An 18,509-nucleotide genomic window follows, 5' to 3' on the forward strand; every position below is an offset into this window, starting at 1 on the left:
ATAAGGGGGGTTTTTAGTGTGGTTATTTATCTATTTTTTCTAATTCTAATGGATACCGTTTCAACAACTATACTAACGAAAATCATTACGATTAATAGTACAACTAAACTCCAAACATATCCCAATTCCAAATAACTAGTTAAAGTATTACATCCCCAAATAGCTAAGAAATAGATTAATAATCTTAAGATAAAAAATATAATTTTATTATTCATAATAATCTCCTTTAACTAAGATAAATAAAATAAATTTAATTTGCTTCACATGCAAAGTTATCTTTGTCTCTATCTAGTTTACCATTGTATGCTGGATGTGTACTAGGTACGCCATTTGGATATACTTTTCTAAGTGCTGTACAATTTGGATAATATTCTGATCCTGCATTTTGAGAAGTATTTTTTGGTGTTTGTGTTGCAGAATTTCCTGCTCCATTTGAACTTTGAGTATTATTTGATGCTGGTTGATTAGTTGTAGATTGTTGTGTGCTTGCTTGATTATCTTCAAATGCACTTCCTAAACTCCAAATACCTAATTTTTCTTCTTTTGCTTTTTCTTGTGCACTTTCTAATTGATCTAAATATCTTGTATTTGGCGGATATACATATGCTACTTTAGCTAATCCTTCTCTCACCAATATTTCATTAAGCATTTTACCATCTACATATATATATGCTAAATAACGTTGATATTTATCTGTTTGTCCACCTACATCAAACTCTACTTCGATTTTCTTTGCATTCGTTAACAATTCTTTTGTTCTATCTGATGCTTCTTGTCCAAATGGTTGCTTACCTAATCTTGGATGTTTCGTTTCAGGTGTGTCAATTAGTAAAAATCTAAATGATTGTTGGCTGCCATTATAAATAAATTTCGCAGTATCTCCATCAACTGTACCCGCTAACTCAACTGGAATTCTGTCAGTTGTACCTGGTTTGTATGTTTTTTCTTGAGTACCATTTTGACTAGATTTCTCATTATTATTTGAATTTTTCTCGGAGTTCTCTACTTTTTCCTTCAGCATTTTATTTGTCTCTTCTAATTCTTTTTGTTTACTTTTTAATGCTGTATTCTCCTGTTTTACTTTTTCTTTTTCACTATTATCAATACTTACATTACTACATCCACTTTCAATAGTTGCTAAGAATAAAATACTTACACATAACAATATAATCTTTTTCATAACACTTACTCCTACTTAAATATTCACTTGTTAATTATACTAAATTCACAAAAATTTATCGTAAATTTTTATTATCTTGTTCGATTAAATTACCTTACCTTAAAAGATTATATTAATAGCATTTATAAATAAAAAATATTCAATGGATTCAAATCAAAAAAATAAAAACACCTTTACGATGTTTTTAGTCAAATAATCGAAAAATCATTCTAAATATCCAGCCTATAGCTCTTGGAATTGTAACAAATATTGCTCTGATAATATCTCCTATATAAAAGAACCCTTCTAAAAAATCTCCAAAAGATAATTTATCAGCTTTATGTTTTTTATTTTCTTTACCCATATGACGCCTCCTATCTTAATTTATAAATGTACAGAAGCAAATTCAACTAGATAGTTGATACCTTTTATAAATATATAAAATGCATAAGCCATAGTGCCTAAAATAAATAAAGCAGACATTATTTTAATTTTTTCTCCCTTATCTCTATAAACAATATGTACGATAATAAACAATGTCATTAAAGAAAGATAAGCAAAAGCCACTGCAGTTAACGTACCTACAGCATTTCGCTTCGTATGTAAGTGACTCGTAATCCATGAATCATAAAATGCATCTCTAATACCAAGATGCCCAGTATAAAGATCAAAGCCTACTCCTAGTAATATCAGTAAACCTTCAACAATAAATGCCATCAACAATAAGAATGCTTTCATTTAATCACCTTAGTATTTTAATTAATTCCATAATTAATAAATAACAATAGTTATGGATAATAGTAATATACTTATGAAATAAGGGCAACATGTCGAAACACATTACCCTTCAAATATTTAAATTAATTTTTAGATAAGATTTGATATGTGTACCAAGAATAAAGTAATGGTATTAATACAAGAATTACAATTAAAGTAATCGTTACAACAGTGTTAATCATGTGTAATAAACCTAGAACAAACATCATGAGTCCAACTATTATATAAATTAAAGCTGTAAATCTATGCGTCTTCTTCCATACATATTCACTAGCTTTCGTCCACTTATTTTTAATCCCCAATGTATTATTTTTCGGTACTTTAGGTAAATAATTACCTATTATAATCAGAAGTACACCAACTAAAACTGGTATTATAAAATTGGCTGAGATTTCATACCCTAGTCCATTACTTATTACAATTAACGTAATGACATATATAAATCCTTGAACTAAAGGATTGAGTAAATCATTTAAAGATTTTATATTAGAAAATTTGCGTTGATCTTTATCTTTAACAATTTTTAAATTTGTGATGATATAACTAAACAACATAATACCAATCATTACAATAGCTGCTACAAATTTATTAGCTGACCAATTTATTTCTCCATTTGCATTATATTGCATTGGAACATCATGAGGTAGAAACGGAATTGCTATAATCCATGTAATAATAGCAATACAAATAATAAATATACTGAGTTTAGATTGTTTATATATTTCTTTCACTTCAAAAACCCTCTCATTTAGTTTTTAAACTGAATCACCCATTTAATGACTTCCTCAAAAACAGATAAGTTTAAGTGATAATATATATACTTTCCTTGTCTTTCAGAATAAATTAAGTCATTCAGTCTAAGTATTTTCAAATGTTGCGAAACACTAGCTTGGCTCATATCGAAATGACTTGCGATATCACTAGCAGTCATCTTTTCATCCTTTAACATTTCTAAGATTTCTCTTCTTGTTTCATCTGATAAAGCTTTAAAAATATCTTTCATAAATCACACCTTTTTCTTTATCATCATTTAATCATTTAAGTAACTACTTAAATGTTATAATAAAAAAATTTATATGTCAACTTCGTAAGTTTAAAGACTATTTAATTAAAAGTTTATGATAAAATAATGATATTCAAAAAAACATTCAATCTGTTAAATCAGACGGAGGCACTATGTACTTAATATGTGGCATTACGCTAATACTTATAAGCATTATCATATTTATCTGGGAAGGCAAAAGTATCTTCAATATATTTATATTTGCTTTAGGAATTTTATTAACTTTAGGTTCTTTGTTAAACTTCCTTTTAAATTTAATATAAAAACTAGTCATACTGTCATAACTAGTTTTACCTACAAACATTAATCTTTTTCAATAGCACCTCTTCTGTATGCGAAATATACTAATGCTAAAACAGAAAACCACATAAATGGTGCAAATAATGATACAAATCCAACTCCAACAATCATACTTAACCAGGTTGAATCCACTCTATATTTACCAAAATTCATATAATACTCCTAAAATAATTATTAATTTCAGTCGAATATACCACTTAATTATAAAATAGTATAGTTATTTTAATATTTCTTTGTTATATTATTTAAAACAAATCATCAATAAGAGGTGTTGCATATATGGATAATTGGTTAAGTTTCGTAGTTATTGCATTAATGATCATTATTATTCCGGGACCAGATTTCTTCATTGTATTGAATAATACTTTAAAAGGAAATGCTAAAAATGGCATTATGGCTGGCTTAGGTATATCGAGTGCACATGTTTTTTATTCAGCTTTAGCAGCATTTGGATTAATTTTTATATTAACAACATCATATTATGTTTTTAGTGCTATCAAAATATTAGGTTCTGTTTACATTGCTTATTTAGGCGTTAAGACCATTTTAAACGCTAAAAAGACTTTTCACATTACAACTGAACCTACAATACAGACGAATATTAGTCTGACATCATCATATAAACAAGGATTTTTAAGTACAATTTTTAATCCAAAAGCAATACTATTTTATGTGAGTATATTACCTCAATTTATTACAAAACAAGATGGATCAATGACAATAATCATTCTATCCTCTTTATTTATCATCACAGTATTTGTGTGGTTCTTTATCTGTAGCTTTCTATTTAACTACATAAGACAATTATTTAATAATCACAAATTCAAATCCATCCTCGACTATGCAATAGGCACCGTCTTAATCGGCTTAGCCATCAGTATATTTAGATTGGAGAAATAATTAACTCTATACCTAGACAAGAATTCTGCTAATAACAGTTTTCTTGTCTTTTTTTGATACACCTAATACTTTTTAATTAATCTATATCCTAATTGTTAACATTGATATATAATTTTAAAAAAAGTATATATTTCACCAACCTTTTAATAAAGGAGGAAAGCGATGAATAAACATAATAAATATATAGAACTTTTAAGCACTAATTTAGAGGAACGTCAAAAGTATTATAAAAAAATACTCTTTATTGTTAGCTTATAACAAGTGTTTGGAGGTGCTGGTTTAGCTGCTGGTTTAACAGTAGGTGCTTTAATAGCTAAAGATATATTAGGTACAGATGCATACACAGGGATCCCCACTGCTTTATTCACATTTGGTTCAGCTGGTGCAGCATATTTAGTAGGGCTATTTTCTCAAAGATATGGGAGAAGAATAGGATTATCCTTTGGCTTTGCTTTAGATGGACTTGGCGCAATCGGCGTTATTATTTCAGCTATAACTGAAAATATTTGGTTACTATTTATATCATTACTAATTTATGGATCAGGTTCTGCAAGTAATCTTCAAGCTAGATATGCAGGTACAGATTTAGCTCAACCTAAACAAAGAGGTAAAGCAATTAGTACCACAATGGTTATGACTACTTTTGGTGCAGTATTAGGACCTAACTTAGCAGAAACGACCGGTAATTTTGCAAAACTTATCAATTTACCACCATTATCCGGCCCATTTATACTCGCAGCAGCTTCCTATATTATTGCTGGTACAATTTTATTTATAATGTTAAGACCTGACCCATATTTAGTGTCGAAATATATGAGAAGTAATCATAAAAATGATCTTACTTCACCATTAAATAACAATCAGAAAGGTATTATGATTGGTGCATTTGTAATGATTTTAACGCAAATGATTATGATCGCAATAATGACAATGACACCTATTCATATGCAATATAATGGACATTCGTTATCATCAATCGGAATGGTTATCGGTATTCACATCGGTTCAATGTACTTACCTTTACTTATAACTGGAACATTAGTAGATAAAATTGGTGTGACAAAAATGAGTATCGCATCAGCTATTACATTATTAGCATCAGGAATACTAGCTGCATCAGCACCTGAACACTCCATTATTGCACTTTCAATAGCACTTTCATTATTAGGGATCGGATGGAATTTTGGACTTATTAGTGGAACAACCCAAATAGTAAATTCCACTACACCAAATAACAGAGCAAAAATACAAGGTAAAATCGATATATTCATCGCACTTTCCGGAGCAACAGGAGGTGCAATATCAGGTATGATAGTAGCAAATAGTAGCTATGCATTCCTTTCTATATGGGGTGGCATACTCTCATTAATATTAATCCCAATTGTCATACTTCAAAAACAAAAGTAGTTTTTTAAATATAAGTAAAGTCCTGGCTAATTAAATAGCTAGGACTTTTTATTAGACGTAAACATTCATTTTATTATTCAATTACTCTAGTATCTAGAGTTGGGAAAGCATTTATAATAAAATATTATTTTCCTTTTCATAGGATTCAATTTTCTGACGGCTCTCTTCTTCTTTATCTAAAGTAATACGTAATTCATATGTTCTATTTGTATGTTCATCTATGGAAAGATAAGTCTTTACATCTCCCCCTGCAAAAACTTTTCTATACGCATCAATGATTTCTTGATCTGCATCTGTTACTGGTACATTCAGTATCTCAGAATAAGGATAATAAGGTTCGCTATTGAAATAATCTTTTACTAAATCATATAATACGTTATTACAATAACTTGGTTGGTTACTTTGGAATTCAATAAAATGTTCTTTTGGGTCAAATAATAAATCATATACTTTTTTGCCTTTTAACATGTGATACAACTCATATAAACAATGATTAGTATTACTTTTTATTTTCTTTACCCGTTCTTCTGACTGATCTTTATTAACACCAAAAAAACTAGTATGCTCTCCATCATTTCGAATCATGCGAAAATATGGTTGAAATTCTTTTCTAAAATCTCCATATAAGCCTGATCCGAGGTTTACTTCATATTCATACAAGTCATGAAACATACAATACCAATCAATATAAAATTCAACATATGCTTTATTTGTCAAAAGTAACACCTCCTATAGATTACCTCATAAAGAGCTATTAAATAATTTCAAAATCGGGTCAAAGTTAGTACTGATTATTTTTTATGTTTTTAGCGAAAACCTATTATTCATAATCAGCTGAATCATATTCATTTCCATATTTTTCAACGTCTCGTTTCATAATTTCTTCTTTTTCAGCTTCGGTTGCATTATTCCATTCGTCCTGTCCATTTACCCATTCTTCATGTGCATCTTGTTCTTCAGGAGTTCTGTATACACCATTATTCTCATAATCATAAGTTTCTTCTTCATCTTCATTAGCTTGTTCGTCATAAATAGATTTTTCTTGTCCACTTTCAACTCTTAATGAACTTTCATACGCAGCTTGTGCTGGCCCTTCAAGTACATTACCTTGAGGGATAACACCATTTGAAACTGCACTATTGTATGCAATAATTTTCTGCTCTTCAGTATAATTACCATTCAAAATTTGAACTAATGAATTTCTATCAGTTATATTATTATAATCAATTGTGCTAGTTGACTCTTGTTCGTTTGGAGATTCTTGCTCATTAGTTATATTTTCTTCAGTAGACTCTTCTTCTGTTTTAGAGTCTGATTCCTTAGTTGTTTCTTTGTCTTTTGAATCATTCTTTTCTTTATCTTCTTTTTTAGTTTCTTTCTTGTCTTTTTTCTCATCTTTTGGTGCAGGATCTAAAATTGATTCTTCTTTTTTCTCTCCACATGCTCCTAATACTAGTAATGATGATAATAATAAAACAATTAGCTTTTTCATATTTCTCCCCCTAATATAAGTAAAATGTTATTAACTTGATTATAATCTAATTACACTTGATTAGTATATACTTTTTATATAGAAAAAGGTGATAAACATATTGTGCATCACCCAAGTGAGTATGTTAAAAAGACGGTGACTTTGTATAAATGCTTAAATAACCATCAAACTCGGTCAAAGTTAGTGATGTTTTTTGATTTTCTTTAATCATGACTAAAGCAATGACAGTAAATACTATTATTAAAAGCTAATAGTCCGACATGCTGTTTTTTCTAGGAGTAACAACTATAACCATAGACATCACCCTGTATAAGAAATTAGCCATCCTCTCTCTAACTTGCTCACTTTTTATTAAATTTACAAATTCAATTTATTCTTCTACAACATCTTCATCTACTATATATGAATCTGCAAAATCATCATCTTTAGTATAAAATGCAAATACCCAACTACCGTCATCTTTCTTTTCATGTTCTCTATACTTATAAATATCTAATGTACTTTCCTTATAATCTTCTACTATGGTTTAATATCAGAAGATTCTACAGTATATTTATTAGATGTGTTATTCACCGTAGAAATACTCGAACTATTAATTTCCCATTTTGCTTGAGTCGGCTCAATATTTGGCATAAAGTTCATTTCCAAAGTATATTTATCATTATCAGGTACATCATATACGATATACCCAGAACCTGTATTGTCTTTATTTAGTTGATGTGAGAAACCAACTGCCCTATCACTATTACCAAACCATTCTTGATAGTTTTCTCCATTAACTTTCATGGTAAAACCATCATTTTGAATTCGTACTTGTGCATCATTATTATTCTTAAATTTGAAATAAACTTTCAAAGCTTTACCATTGTTCGGTGGAAAGTCTAGATCATCAGTAGGCTTTACAAATTCAGCTTTAACCAATGTTATTTCTACTCCATCATCCTCAACCGTATCGCCTAATTTATAAATATTATTCGAAATTTGTTTACGCGCTTTATGCAATTCTTCTTTTTCATCAATCTCATCATCAATAGCAATGAATAAAAAAATTATAATCACACCAACAATTGTGAGTGCAGTGATAACTACACCTAAACAACTTAAAAGTGCGTAAAGCCAACCATTTCCTCTTTCAATCTTTTGATTTCCCTTATCCATTCCACATTGCTCCTTTAACCTATATACAATCTACAATACCTATTTTTTACAATTTTAATAGGACTAAATTGTATTTTCAACATTTACTATTCATTATTATTAAAAACATTAAAATTCATATATAGTCAGTGAATCCCTATTAAATTTTTTCATAAAAAACAACCAATATCACACGATGATATTAGTTGTTTCGAAACGATTTTCTTATTACTGTTATTAGAATTTTAAAATTGCTCAAATAGAATAATGTATATTATAAATATAAGTTTTATATTACTATTTTTTATTAGGTTTAAAATGTAGTTCACATGATTTGCAATATAGAGAATAACCAAACTTAATATTTATGTAGAAAAAGAATGCTGGTATTAAAAGAGAAAACATTATAGAAAATGTAGTACTAAAAGGACTACTTTTAAAACTACCAGATACTATTGAACCCAAAATAACCATCAAGACAAATACAATACTAACCCCTACTAAACAACCTAAGCAACTACTAGATTGTTCAATAACTGCACCTGAATTACATCTTGGACAACGACGCCATCCCACGCTTATCACTCCTTATTTATATATTATAATTCTCTTACTATATAATAATGATACACTAAAATAATAAAATTCTATATATCTTACATTACTTTTATTAAATTCTTTTATAATTTGTTTTATCAAAGTAATCTTATAGCTTGCTTTACCATTCTAATGTAAAATTACTTTTAAAGATCTTATTTTTAAATTTACTAGATGAATGGATGTGATTATGGTGGAAAAATATAAAATTATGATAGACCATTATATAAATAAAAAAGATGAAATACTTGCAGCATTTTATGGTGGCAGTCTTGCAAGGAATGATTCTGATATCTATTCAGATATAGATTTAAGGATTGTTATAAATGATGATGCTAAGAGAGAAAAATTCATATGCGAGTTCATTGATTTATTTGAAAACATATTATTTATAGAAGAAAAAACAAGTAACTTTTCTGTTTTACATTTAGATGATTTATTAAAAATAGATGTGTTTATTTTCTATAAAGATGAAATTACACCAAGTATTTGGATGAATAATATCTATATTTTAAAAGATGATAATGATTTTTTATCACAAATTAAAATTCTGGCAAATAAAACTGTGACTATTTCACCAGAAAGAATAGCTTATATAAGAAATAAATATTTAGCTTATCTAATTGAAACTTATAAAAGAGAAAAAAGAGAAGAGTTTCATTATGTTAATTACTCCATTAATATGATGGCTAATATTCTTTGTTATTTATGGTATTTAGATATTGGCGAAGAACCTAATAGTCTAGGAGATTGGTCGAAATACCAAGGTACAAGAACTAAATTAAATTCATATAGAGAAAATATATTAAATAATATACTTAGTAAAGATTTTTTTGATCAAAGAATCATACTTAATAATGAATTTATCAGAGTTCTAGAAATCATTGATGAAAAATATACAATTACTATATCTAATGAAAGTAAATACATAATTAATAAAGTAACTACTAAATTTTATAATATATAACTATAAAAATAGCCCATCTCTATTTGATGAGCTATTACTTTTTTATTTTTATTTTTTTAGGTCCTAACTAATCAAATTAGCTAGGACTTTTTTATTAATCATACAAATTCAATTTATTCTTCTACACCATCTTCATCATATTTAGTGACAATGCCTTCTTCATCTACTATATATGAACCTGCTAGTTCACCGTCTTTAGTATAAAATGCGAATCCCCAACTACCGTCATCTCTCTTTTCAGGTTCTCTATACGTATAAGTATCAGTATCTAATATACTTCCTTCATAGTCTTCTACTATGTCCATTACGTTACTACGTGTGACAGTATCATATTCATCGTCAGTATCTTCATCATCTGAATCTTCATCTGATATATGATTTTCAATATTATCTATCGCATATTGTGCTTCTTCTTGTGTATATTGATCACCCGCATCAGAAGTTAATTGATCAAATAACTCTTTGTCAGACATAGGCATAAATTCTTGATAATTTTCAGCACTTTTTAATGCATTTTCTTTATAGTCAGCATCTAAATTATCAATCGCATACTGAGCTGCATCTTCAGGGTATTGGTCACCCGCACTTGAAGTTAGTTGATCATATAAACCAGCTTTTGACATAGGCATAAATTCTTGATAATCTTGTGCGCTTTTTAATGCATTTTTAAATTCTCTACTCACACCGTCATCATTATTATCATTACTTGATGAATCAGATTCATTATTGTCATTGTTTGATGAATTAGATTCGTTATCATTGTTACTATCTGATAAATCATCATTAGAGTCATTATTATTTTCATCTACATCATCTGACTTTTTAGAAGTCGAATTTGTATTATTCCCCGTACTTTCAAAATCCACATTACTGAACATCATTGAGCATGCCCCAAAAATTATCGCTAAAATAACGAAAATACCTAAGAAACCGCCACATCCCCATAACCATCTCTTTTTATTTTTCCCTTTATTTTTCTTGTAATTTTGGAATTCTTCCCATTCCCTTTTTTGCATTTCATCCATTCCGCTTTCCTCCATGTATTATATTTTTTTATTGAAGAACTAAAAAGCAGTATTCTATCCCGTTACATATTTCTTTAAAAGTTTCATATTATCTATAATAATAACCTATTTTCTCAAAAATGAAAGCACTAAATTTAATTTTTAAAATTTTATATGATTAATCATCATAAATACATCAGTAATTAAATAACTTAAAAGTTTTTTGTTTATTTTTATCTTAAATTAACGATATAGCTTCACTAATAGATTACATTTAAATATCCTAATTCTACTAAAACAGAACATTAACATCTCTATGCTAAACACAAAATTTTAACCATAAATCAAAAAATTTATTACTAATAAATTTTGTATTAAACAATAATAATTATAAATATTATTGACATAAGTATAAATAAAAGATACTATATGTACTAATCCTTAGTAAACAGATAGGATTAATATAATTAATGATTAACTGGAGGCTATTACATGAATAAAATTATTATATTTGCTTTAGCTGGATTTTTAGCAGAATTAGTAGATGGTTCCCTTGGAATGGGATATGGCGCTTCATCTGCATCAGTGTTACTTACATTTGGAGTTGCCCCTGCTATAGCATCAGCAACAGTCCATTTTGCCGAAATTCTTACGACTGCCGCAGCTGGAACATCACATTTAAAGTTTAAAAATGTCCACAAGCCATCAGTCTTGAAACTTGCTATCCCTGGTTCAATTGCTGCATTTATAGGTGCATTCTTTTTAAGTAATATTAATGGTGATTTCATCAAACCATTTATCTCAATTTTCTTATTATCTTTAGGTATTTATATCATTTACCAATTTCTATTTAAAAATAAACCAGATGAACCAAAAATTACTGGTGTAAAAAAGATATCTAATTTTGTTTTAGTACCACAAGCTGCAGTAGCTGGATTACTTGATTCAATTGGAGGTGGTGGCTGGGGACCCGTAAACACACCTATGTTATTATCAAGTAAAAAATTAGAACCAAGGTACGTTGTTGGTACAGTTTCAGCAAGTGAATTTTTTGTAACTATTGCTTCTTCGATAGGTTTTTTAATATTTTTAGATTGGTCATCAATCAATTGGATTTTAGTATTATCCCTAAGCTTAGGTGGCGTAGTAGCTGCTCCTATATCAGCTTGGTTAGTCAAATCTTTACCAGTTAGTGTCCTTGCAATAGGAGTTGGAGGTCTTATAATATTTACAAATGTAAGTTCATTGGCTAGCTTATATATTAATAATGCACATATTATTTGGTCTATTAAAATAGTGATTATTCTATCTTGGTTATCATTAGTATTGGTAACATTTTATAAAAGTAAATTTAAAAAATTAAACACAAGTACATAAAAACAAGACAAAAACCCCTCTCAATCATTGCGGATGAGAGGGGTTTACTGTGGCAATATTTGTGCACTCAAAAATAAAAAAGCCCATAACCACAAGGGTTATAGGCTATATAATGGAGACGGCGGGAGTTGAACCCGCGTCCAGAGATCCTGATACAAATGTTTCTACGTGTGTAGTCTAGTCGTTAAGGTTTCGCGTTGTCTCAGGGGACTGACACCCGAAGACAATGCTAGCTTGATTAATCTCTTCTCGCCAGACTTCAAACGGCAGTGACGAGCGTATCCTACTTAAGTTGAATCACGTTAACGGCACATAGGCGATGCGGTTAGGTGATGCAGAGTGCTATTACGCAGCTACTGCTAAATTATCTTGTTTGCCAGTTATTATAACTGTTGTGTTGATGACGAAGACAACCCTCCGACACGCTTCATAAGCTCGGGGACCCCTGTCGAATCCGTAACGTCCCCTCAATAAGAAATATACTTCCTTTTAACAGAAGTATATTTAATCTTAACAATTTTTGATTGATTTTTCAATACAAATTGCTTAATATCGTTGTTTCATTGCTCTTTCAACGTCACGTTTTGCTTCTTTTGCTTTTAATGCATGTCGCTTATCATAGTCACGTTTACCTTTAGCTACACCTAAAAGAACTTTGCAGTAACCGTTTTTAATGTAGAGTTTAAGTGGAATTAATGCATACCCTTTTTCTCTTGTAATACCAAAGAGTTTATCGATTTCTTTTCTTTTTAAAAGTAATTTACGGTTTCTCAATGGATCATGATTAAATCGGTTACCTTCTTCATATGGCGCGATATGCATGTTATATACATACATTTCTCCATTAAATACACGCGCATATGAATCTTTTAAGTTTGCACTGCCTCGGCGAATGGATTTGATTTCAGTACCTTGAAGTACAATACCCGCTTCAACCGTATCTTCTATTGTGTAATCATGGCTTGCTTTACGATTTTGTGCTAGTGGTTTACTTTGAACTTTTGGCACATCCATCACCTACTTTCTATTTTTTCTTTCGTCTTGCTTTGTTTTTCACAGCTTTTGCTTTGTAATAAGGCTTTTTATCTTTCTTACCTTGTTTTCCTTGATTGCCGCCTTTTTTACCTTTAGCTCTACCTTTTTTATGCTTATTAGGTTTATCTTGTTCTTTAGCTGTACCACGTTTTTTAGCTTTGATAGTTTTTTCTCTTGCTAAGCGTTCTCTATTCTTTTCAGCTATTGGCATACCAACAATTTGAAAATCAATCATACGCTCATCAACGTTAACATTAATTACTTTAACTTCGACTTTGTCACCAATTCTAAATACTTTAGCTTGGCGCTCACCTATAATTGCCATATTACGCTCATCAAAGTTGTAATAGTCATCTGTTAAGTTAGAGATATGCACCATACCTTCAATTGTGTTCTCTAGCTCTACAAACATACCAAAGTTCGCTACTGAACTGATAATACCTGTAAACACTTCTCCAACGTGTTGAATCATATACTCTGACTTCTTCAAGTCATCTGTATCACGTTCAGCATCAATTGCTCTTCGCTCACGTTTAGATGTATGGTCAGCGATGTCTGGCAACATTTCTTCCCAATGTCTAATTTGTTTACTTTTCATAGATTTTTCAATTAAATATTTACGAATTAATCTGTGCACAATCAAGTCAGGATATCTTCTGATTGGAGATGTGAAATGTGTATAGTAATCTGCTGACAAGCCAAAGTGACCTAAATTATCTTCACTATATCTAGCTTGTTGCATACTTCTTAACATTAAAGTAGAAATAACCATTTCTTCTTTCTGTCCAGCAACTTCTTCTACAATTTTCTGTAATGTTGCAGGGTGTATGTCTTCACTTGAACCTTTAACAGCAAGTCCAAAGTTTGAAATAAATTCAAAGAATTGGTTTAATCTTTCTGCTTTTGGATTCTCATGGACACGATAGATAAATGGCACTTCGAGTTTACTAAAGTGTTCAGCAATTGTTTCGTTAGCAGATAACATAAAGCTTTCGATTAATCGTTCTGCATCATTTCTTTCTCTCACTTTAATGTCTGTAGGTATACCATCTTCATCTACCAATACTTGTGCTTCTTTAATATCAAAATCAATTTCCCCACGTCTTTTACGTTTAGCGATTAATTGTTTTGATAGTTGTTTAGCTAAATCAAGCATTGGTGTAATTTCTGAATACTTTTCACGAATGTCTTGATCGTCATTTTCAATAATGGCATTTACATCTGAGTATGTCATTCTATAATCTGAATGAATAACACTTTCAAAAATATCATGTCTGATGACTTCACCTTGTTGGTCTATTTCCATTCTACAACTCAATGTTAATCTATCTTCATGCGGATTTAATGAACAAATACCATTACTTAATCTGTGCGGAATCATAGGGATTACTCTATCGACAAGATATACACTTGTCGCTCTGTCATATGCTTCTTTATCTAACTCACTATTTTCTGTTACATAGTAGCTGACATCAGCAATACTAACTGTAAGTTCTGTTAAACCATTGTCTAAAGCTTTTACAGAGACAGCATCATCTAAATCTTTAGCATCTGCACCATCTATTGTAATTGTAAGTTCGTCCCTTAAATCTCTTCTACCTTTAATTTCGTCTGGACTGATTTGATCTGGTACATTTTCAGCTTCTTGAATAACATTATCAGGAAATTCAATATTAATACCATGTTGATATATGATAGATAAAATATCGACACCTGGATCATTCTTATGACCTAGAATCGCTTTAACATGACCTTCTGGGTTATGCGTACCATCAGCATATTCTGTAATTTCTACTAATACTTTGTGGCCTTCAATTGCACCAAGATTTTTACCTTTAGGAATAAAGATATCTTGTGTAATACGTTTATCATCAGGTAACACGAAACCGAAATGTTTCGCTTCTGTATAAGTACCAACTACTTGCGTAATATTACGTGTCGTAATTGCTTTAACTCTACCTTCAATCTTACCTTTATGATCTCCACGAGATGGCACAACTTCTACTAATACTTCATCGCCATCCATCGCTTTGTTAATTTGATTAGGTGGGATAAAGATGTCTTCTATTGTGTCATCTTCCGGTCTTAAAAAGGCAAATCCTTTTTTGTGTTGACTTAAAGTACCTTTTACAAGGTCTGATTTGTTACTTTTCTTCTTATATCTATCCGTTTTTGTTCTTTCTAGTTGACCCTTTTGTTCTAAATCAACTAGAACTTTAATTAATTCTTTAAATGAATCAGCATTACTAAGTCCTATTGCATCTTGAAATTCACTTACGGTCATAGGACTGTATTCTTTATCATTGATGATTTCTTCAACTTCTTCTCTTAGATTCATAGTGGGCCTCCTTTCTCGTTTATATTATGTGTGTGTTACTCGGACCAATCTAATGATTCTAAGAATTGATATACGTCTTCAAATACTTGTTCTTTTTCTTGTCCGATTGTTATAACATGACCAGATTCTTCATACCATTTAATATTTTTGTCATCAGAAGATGATTCATTATAAATAATATTAGCTGAATCAGGGTTAATCATTTCATCTAGTCTACCTTGTACAACATACAATGGATCAAATACTTCGTCTACTTGATCTCTCACACCTTGAATTGTTTCTTGTAAATCTTTCAAAGTATTCGTAGGATGAAAATGTTTCATTTCTTCTTCAATTTGTTCAGGTGTTTTGCCTTCATATTTTTTAAATTCTCTAGCATAATCTAACACACCTTCAAACATCGTGCCTTCAGTTTTTATATACATAGGTGAGCACATTGTTACAATACCTTTTACATCTCTGTTTAAACTTAATTTTAAACTGAATACGCCACCTAGTGATAATCCAGCTACTGCTATTTCAGTATATCCTTTTTCTTCTAAAAAATCATATGCATCTAAACAGTCTTTAAACCATACATATGGACTTGATTCCAAAATTTCTTCAGGTGGTCTACCATGACCTTCATAATGCGGAGCATATGATGTATACCCTTTTTTCTGTAAGTAACGTCCTAATTGTCTAACATCTGATGAATTACCTGTAAATCCATGTAAAAGTAATACTGCTCTTTTTCCTTCTTCAAAAAAGAAAGGTTTAGGTAATTGAATTCTCATGAATGACCATCCTTTAACATAATCTAGTTCTATTGTATCGTTTTTTTACTTGTATATAAATAAAAAAGTCCGACAATACAGTCGGACCACTACATTTTGAAGTAAGTAATTGCTAACATTAATAAGAAAAATAAAATTGCTAAAATAATTGTAACTCTGTGTAAAATTAAATCTATTCCACGTTGTTTTTGTTTTCCAAATAATTGTTCTGCTCCGCCACTAATTGCACCAGATAAACCAGTACTTTTACCTTCTTGAAGTAATACGACGGTAATCAATGCAATACAAACGATGATTAATAAGACGATTAAAAATGTATGCATGGACTCGGTCCTCCTGTCTATTATAACAGTAGCATTATAGCATATTTACAATATGCACTCAAGTTTTCATTAATGATACTCAACCGATATACCTAACGATGCTAACATTTCAAAATATGTTGGGCAAGTCTTTGATACACATGAAGGATCTAATAATTTAATCCCATCAACTTTAGTACCCATTAAACTTAATGACATTGCAACACGGTGATCATCATAAGTATCTAATGTAGCTGCTTTTACATCACCCGGTGTGATAGTCCAACCATCTTGATGTTCAGCAACTTCAATACCTAATTTTGTTAAACTTTCTGTTAATGCCGATACACGATTACATTCATGATGACGTATATGTTCTACACCTGTAATAGTAATTGGACCATCAGCAAATACAGCTAAACTGCCAATTGTTAAAGCTTGATCTGAGCAAGCATTCATATCAATTGTTAAGTTCCCTTTTAATTGTTCAGGACCAGAAATCACAACATAATCAGGACCTTTTTCAACAGTTGCACCCATTCTTTCAAGAATATCGACAACTTCTAAATCAGGTTGATGACTTTCCATATTTAAATGATTAATTTTAATCGTAGACTTATTAAGTGCTGCTAATGCCATAAAATAGCATGCTGTAGATAAGTCAGCTTCTAATGGTAAAGTAGCTGCTTCATACTCACCTTGTTCTACTTTCATATGTGTATAATCATCTGATACATCGACATGTATGCCAAATTGTTTCATCATTTCAATTGTAATATCCACATAAGCGCTTTGAACTATCTTAGTCGTAAGTTCTATTTCAGTTGGTTTGTTAAATAAAGGTGCCGCCATTAATAAACCACTTATAAATTGACTAGATTGATTACCAGCAATCGAAACTTTTCCGCCCGTTTCCGGTGCACCTTTTATAGTTACAGGTAACTGACCTTCTTTTTCAAGATACGTTAATTGAACACCTAATTGTTTTAACGCATCGTGTAAAGTCTTGTGAGGTCTACCAGCAAGTTGTTCAGTTGAAGTAATTGTGATTTCACTTTTCTCTTGAGTTCCTAAAATACCTGGTAAGAATCGTGCAGTCGTACCAGCAGAACCAATAAATACTTGTTGTTTCTCAGGTAACTCTGAACGATTAATACCTGTAATATGAAGTTCATCACCTACAGCTTCAACAGTCGCACCTAGTTTTTTAATTGTTTCCATACACCAGTATGTGTCATCACTCTTTAAGTATCCAGATAATTTAGAAGTACCCTTACTAAAACCAGCCAAAATAAAAGCACGATTCGTTACACTCTTACTACCCGGAATCATGACTTCTTTATTAAATGCTTCTTTAATAGGATGAAGAGATAATTGATCCACACCATCTAAACTAGACCAAGGTGATTTTGCACTTTTTAAATTAATCGTCATTATGATCCTCCTATAAAATTCATTGCCTCTATTATAGAACATTTTCAAATAGAATGAAATGATAAAATAGTATTGATTTAAAGCGTTAAAGAATTTGTTTGGTGAACGAGGTTGTGGGAGACGGGAGGTATATAGTGTGTGGAATTTAATTGTGTAGATAAGGATTTCTTGGTTTAATTTGATGTGGGGATACGACTTGGAGGATGTCTTGGCTTTAATCGGTGAGAGGATACGATTTGGGTAAACTCTTGGCTTTATTAGAAAGTTAAGCTACGAATTGGACCATCTCTTGGCTTTATTCAGAAGTTAAGCTATGACTTGGGCCATCTCTTGGCTTTATTAGGAAGTTAAGCGAATATGTCCATATAATTGTGTAATAAAAAAAGAGCCATATATAGCTCACTTTAGTACAATGTAATCGACTAAGAAAAAATTGTAGAGGTG

The 18,509-nt window shown here is 30.4% G+C and carries 18 protein-coding genes, 1 other RNA gene and 1 pseudogene; 4 read left to right on the forward strand and 16 right to left on the reverse strand.

Annotated features, from left to right (window positions below; all coding sequences use genetic code 11):
• Positions 1 to 250 precede the first annotated feature (250 nt).
• From LQ611_RS09865 to LQ611_RS09890, 6 genes are all read right to left on the reverse strand, one after another.
• Complete coding sequence (locus LQ611_RS09865) at positions 251 to 1,180, reverse strand: thermonuclease family protein (protein WP_107596904.1); 930 nt, start codon at positions 1,178 to 1,180, stop codon at positions 251 to 253.
• Positions 1,181 to 1,364: 184 nt separating this feature from the next.
• Entirely contained in the window at positions 1,365 to 1,523 is a 159-nt protein-coding gene (locus LQ611_RS09870; protein WP_158011185.1) for a hypothetical protein, read from the reverse strand.
• A 20-nt stretch (positions 1,524 to 1,543) separates the two neighbouring features.
• On the reverse strand, positions 1,544 to 1,897 hold the full coding sequence (locus tag LQ611_RS09875) for a hypothetical protein (RefSeq protein WP_107566044.1): 354 nt from the start codon (positions 1,895 to 1,897) through the stop codon (positions 1,544 to 1,546).
• Positions 1,898 to 2,019: 122 nt separating this feature from the next.
• The gene (locus tag LQ611_RS09880; protein WP_239709546.1) at positions 2,020 to 2,667 is read right to left on the reverse strand and encodes an SdpI family protein; all 648 of its coding nucleotides are present in this window, start codon (positions 2,665 to 2,667) and stop codon (positions 2,020 to 2,022) included.
• Positions 2,668 to 2,684: 17 nt separating this feature from the next.
• Positions 2,685 to 2,939, reverse strand: a complete 255-nt coding sequence (locus LQ611_RS09885; protein WP_049319759.1) for an autorepressor SdpR family transcription factor — start codon at positions 2,937 to 2,939, stop codon at positions 2,685 to 2,687.
• A 363-nt stretch (positions 2,940 to 3,302) separates the two neighbouring features.
• Complete coding sequence (locus LQ611_RS09890) at positions 3,303 to 3,452, reverse strand: hypothetical protein (protein WP_182476375.1); 150 nt, start codon at positions 3,450 to 3,452, stop codon at positions 3,303 to 3,305.
• Between the two features lie 126 nt (positions 3,453 to 3,578).
• Here LQ611_RS09890 and LQ611_RS09895 point away from each other — a divergent pair, with 126 nt between their 5' ends.
• Positions 3,579 to 4,199 carry a LysE family translocator gene (locus LQ611_RS09895; RefSeq protein ID WP_107566117.1) on the forward strand — a complete coding sequence of 207 codons (621 nt, stop codon included), beginning with the start codon at positions 3,579 to 3,581 and terminating at the stop codon, positions 4,197 to 4,199.
• 162 nt (positions 4,200 to 4,361) lie between these two features.
• Positions 4,362 to 5,606, forward strand: a pseudogene (locus tag LQ611_RS09900) (MFS transporter).
• A gap of 111 nt (positions 5,607 to 5,717) precedes the next feature.
• Here LQ611_RS09900 and LQ611_RS09905 read toward each other — a convergent pair.
• From LQ611_RS09905 to LQ611_RS09915, 3 genes are all read right to left on the reverse strand, one after another.
• Entirely contained in the window at positions 5,718 to 6,323 is a 606-nt protein-coding gene (locus tag LQ611_RS09905) for a hypothetical protein (protein ID WP_107566118.1), read from the reverse strand.
• 103 nt (positions 6,324 to 6,426) lie between these two features.
• A complete protein-coding gene (locus tag LQ611_RS09910) occupies positions 6,427 to 7,098 on the reverse strand; it encodes a hypothetical protein (protein WP_239709549.1) in 672 nt (223 codons plus the stop codon).
• Between the two features lie 519 nt (positions 7,099 to 7,617).
• A complete protein-coding gene (locus tag LQ611_RS09915) occupies positions 7,618 to 8,256 on the reverse strand; it encodes a DUF4352 domain-containing protein (RefSeq protein WP_119475491.1) in 639 nt (212 codons plus the stop codon).
• A gap of 766 nt (positions 8,257 to 9,022) precedes the next feature.
• On the opposite strand from LQ611_RS09915, the gene LQ611_RS09920 reads away from it, so the two are divergent.
• Positions 9,023 to 9,799, forward strand: coding sequence for a nucleotidyltransferase domain-containing protein (locus LQ611_RS09920; protein ID WP_204174891.1), 777 nt, complete (start codon positions 9,023 to 9,025; stop codon positions 9,797 to 9,799).
• A gap of 113 nt (positions 9,800 to 9,912) precedes the next feature.
• Here LQ611_RS09920 and LQ611_RS09925 read toward each other — a convergent pair whose 3' ends face one another.
• A complete protein-coding gene (locus LQ611_RS09925) occupies positions 9,913 to 10,824 on the reverse strand; it encodes an Ltp family lipoprotein (RefSeq protein ID WP_233695229.1) in 912 nt (303 codons plus the stop codon).
• A 471-nt stretch (positions 10,825 to 11,295) separates the two neighbouring features.
• Here LQ611_RS09925 and LQ611_RS09930 point away from each other — a divergent pair, with 471 nt between their 5' ends.
• Complete coding sequence (locus tag LQ611_RS09930; protein ID WP_119475528.1) at positions 11,296 to 12,180, forward strand: sulfite exporter TauE/SafE family protein; 885 nt, start codon at positions 11,296 to 11,298, stop codon at positions 12,178 to 12,180.
• A gap of 110 nt (positions 12,181 to 12,290) precedes the next feature.
• On the opposite strand, the gene ssrA is transcribed toward LQ611_RS09930, so the two are convergent.
• From ssrA to aroA, 6 genes are all read right to left on the reverse strand, one after another.
• Positions 12,291 to 12,647: a transfer-messenger RNA gene (gene ssrA / locus LQ611_RS09935) on the reverse strand.
• A gap of 79 nt (positions 12,648 to 12,726) precedes the next feature.
• Positions 12,727 to 13,188, reverse strand: a complete 462-nt coding sequence (smpB, locus tag LQ611_RS09940; protein ID WP_025906370.1) for an SsrA-binding protein SmpB — start codon at positions 13,186 to 13,188, stop codon at positions 12,727 to 12,729.
• 16 nt (positions 13,189 to 13,204) lie between these two features.
• Complete coding sequence (gene rnr, locus LQ611_RS09945; protein WP_107566089.1) at positions 13,205 to 15,553, reverse strand: ribonuclease R; 2,349 nt, start codon at positions 15,551 to 15,553, stop codon at positions 13,205 to 13,207.
• 35 nt (positions 15,554 to 15,588) lie between these two features.
• The gene (locus LQ611_RS09950) at positions 15,589 to 16,329 is read right to left on the reverse strand and encodes an alpha/beta hydrolase (protein WP_107566090.1); all 741 of its coding nucleotides are present in this window, start codon (positions 16,327 to 16,329) and stop codon (positions 15,589 to 15,591) included.
• Positions 16,330 to 16,418: 89 nt separating this feature from the next.
• Positions 16,419 to 16,652, reverse strand: coding sequence for a preprotein translocase subunit SecG (gene secG / locus LQ611_RS09955; protein WP_025906376.1), 234 nt, complete (start codon positions 16,650 to 16,652; stop codon positions 16,419 to 16,421).
• A gap of 69 nt (positions 16,653 to 16,721) precedes the next feature.
• Positions 16,722 to 18,065 (reverse strand): 3-phosphoshikimate 1-carboxyvinyltransferase, encoded by a 1,344-nt coding sequence (gene aroA / locus LQ611_RS09960; RefSeq protein WP_107566091.1) that lies wholly within the window; start codon positions 18,063 to 18,065, stop codon positions 16,722 to 16,724.
• Positions 18,066 to 18,509: the final 444 nt, after the last annotated feature.

It is taken from the genome of Mammaliicoccus sp. L-M44, assembly GCF_022386355.1.
Taxonomy (GTDB): domain Bacteria; phylum Bacillota; class Bacilli; order Staphylococcales; family Staphylococcaceae; genus Mammaliicoccus; species Mammaliicoccus sciuri_A.

Coding starts and splice junctions, on each gene's coding strand:
- LQ611_RS09865 (WP_107596904.1), bottom strand. CDS start 1,180: ATGAAAAAGATTATATTGTTATGTGTAAGTATTTTATTCTTAGCAACT.
- LQ611_RS09870 (WP_158011185.1), bottom strand. CDS start 1,523: ATGGGTAAAGAAAATAAAAAACATAAAGCTGATAAATTATCTTTTGGA.
- LQ611_RS09875 (WP_107566044.1), bottom strand. CDS start 1,897: ATGAAAGCATTCTTATTGTTGATGGCATTTATTGTTGAAGGTTTACTG.
- LQ611_RS09885 (WP_049319759.1), bottom strand. CDS start 2,939: ATGAAAGATATTTTTAAAGCTTTATCAGATGAAACAAGAAGAGAAATC.
- LQ611_RS09890 (WP_182476375.1), bottom strand. CDS start 3,452: ATGAATTTTGGTAAATATAGAGTGGATTCAACCTGGTTAAGTATGATT.
- LQ611_RS09895 (WP_107566117.1), top strand. CDS start 3,579: ATGGATAATTGGTTAAGTTTCGTAGTTATTGCATTAATGATCATTATT.
- LQ611_RS09910 (WP_239709549.1), bottom strand. CDS start 7,098: ATGAAAAAGCTAATTGTTTTATTATTATCATCATTACTAGTATTAGGA.
- LQ611_RS09915 (WP_119475491.1), bottom strand. CDS start 8,256: ATGGATAAGGGAAATCAAAAGATTGAAAGAGGAAATGGTTGGCTTTAC.
- LQ611_RS09920 (WP_204174891.1), top strand. CDS start 9,023: ATGGTGGAAAAATATAAAATTATGATAGACCATTATATAAATAAAAAA.
- LQ611_RS09925 (WP_233695229.1), bottom strand. CDS start 10,824: ATGGATGAAATGCAAAAAAGGGAATGGGAAGAATTCCAAAATTACAAG.
- LQ611_RS09930 (WP_119475528.1), top strand. CDS start 11,296: ATGAATAAAATTATTATATTTGCTTTAGCTGGATTTTTAGCAGAATTA.
- rnr (WP_107566089.1), bottom strand. CDS start 15,553: ATGAATCTAAGAGAAGAAGTTGAAGAAATCATCAATGATAAAGAATAC.
- LQ611_RS09950 (WP_107566090.1), bottom strand. CDS start 16,329: ATGAGAATTCAATTACCTAAACCTTTCTTTTTTGAAGAAGGAAAAAGA.
- secG (WP_025906376.1), bottom strand. CDS start 16,652: ATGCATACATTTTTAATCGTCTTATTAATCATCGTTTGTATTGCATTG.
- aroA (WP_107566091.1), bottom strand. CDS start 18,065: ATGACGATTAATTTAAAAAGTGCAAAATCACCTTGGTCTAGTTTAGAT.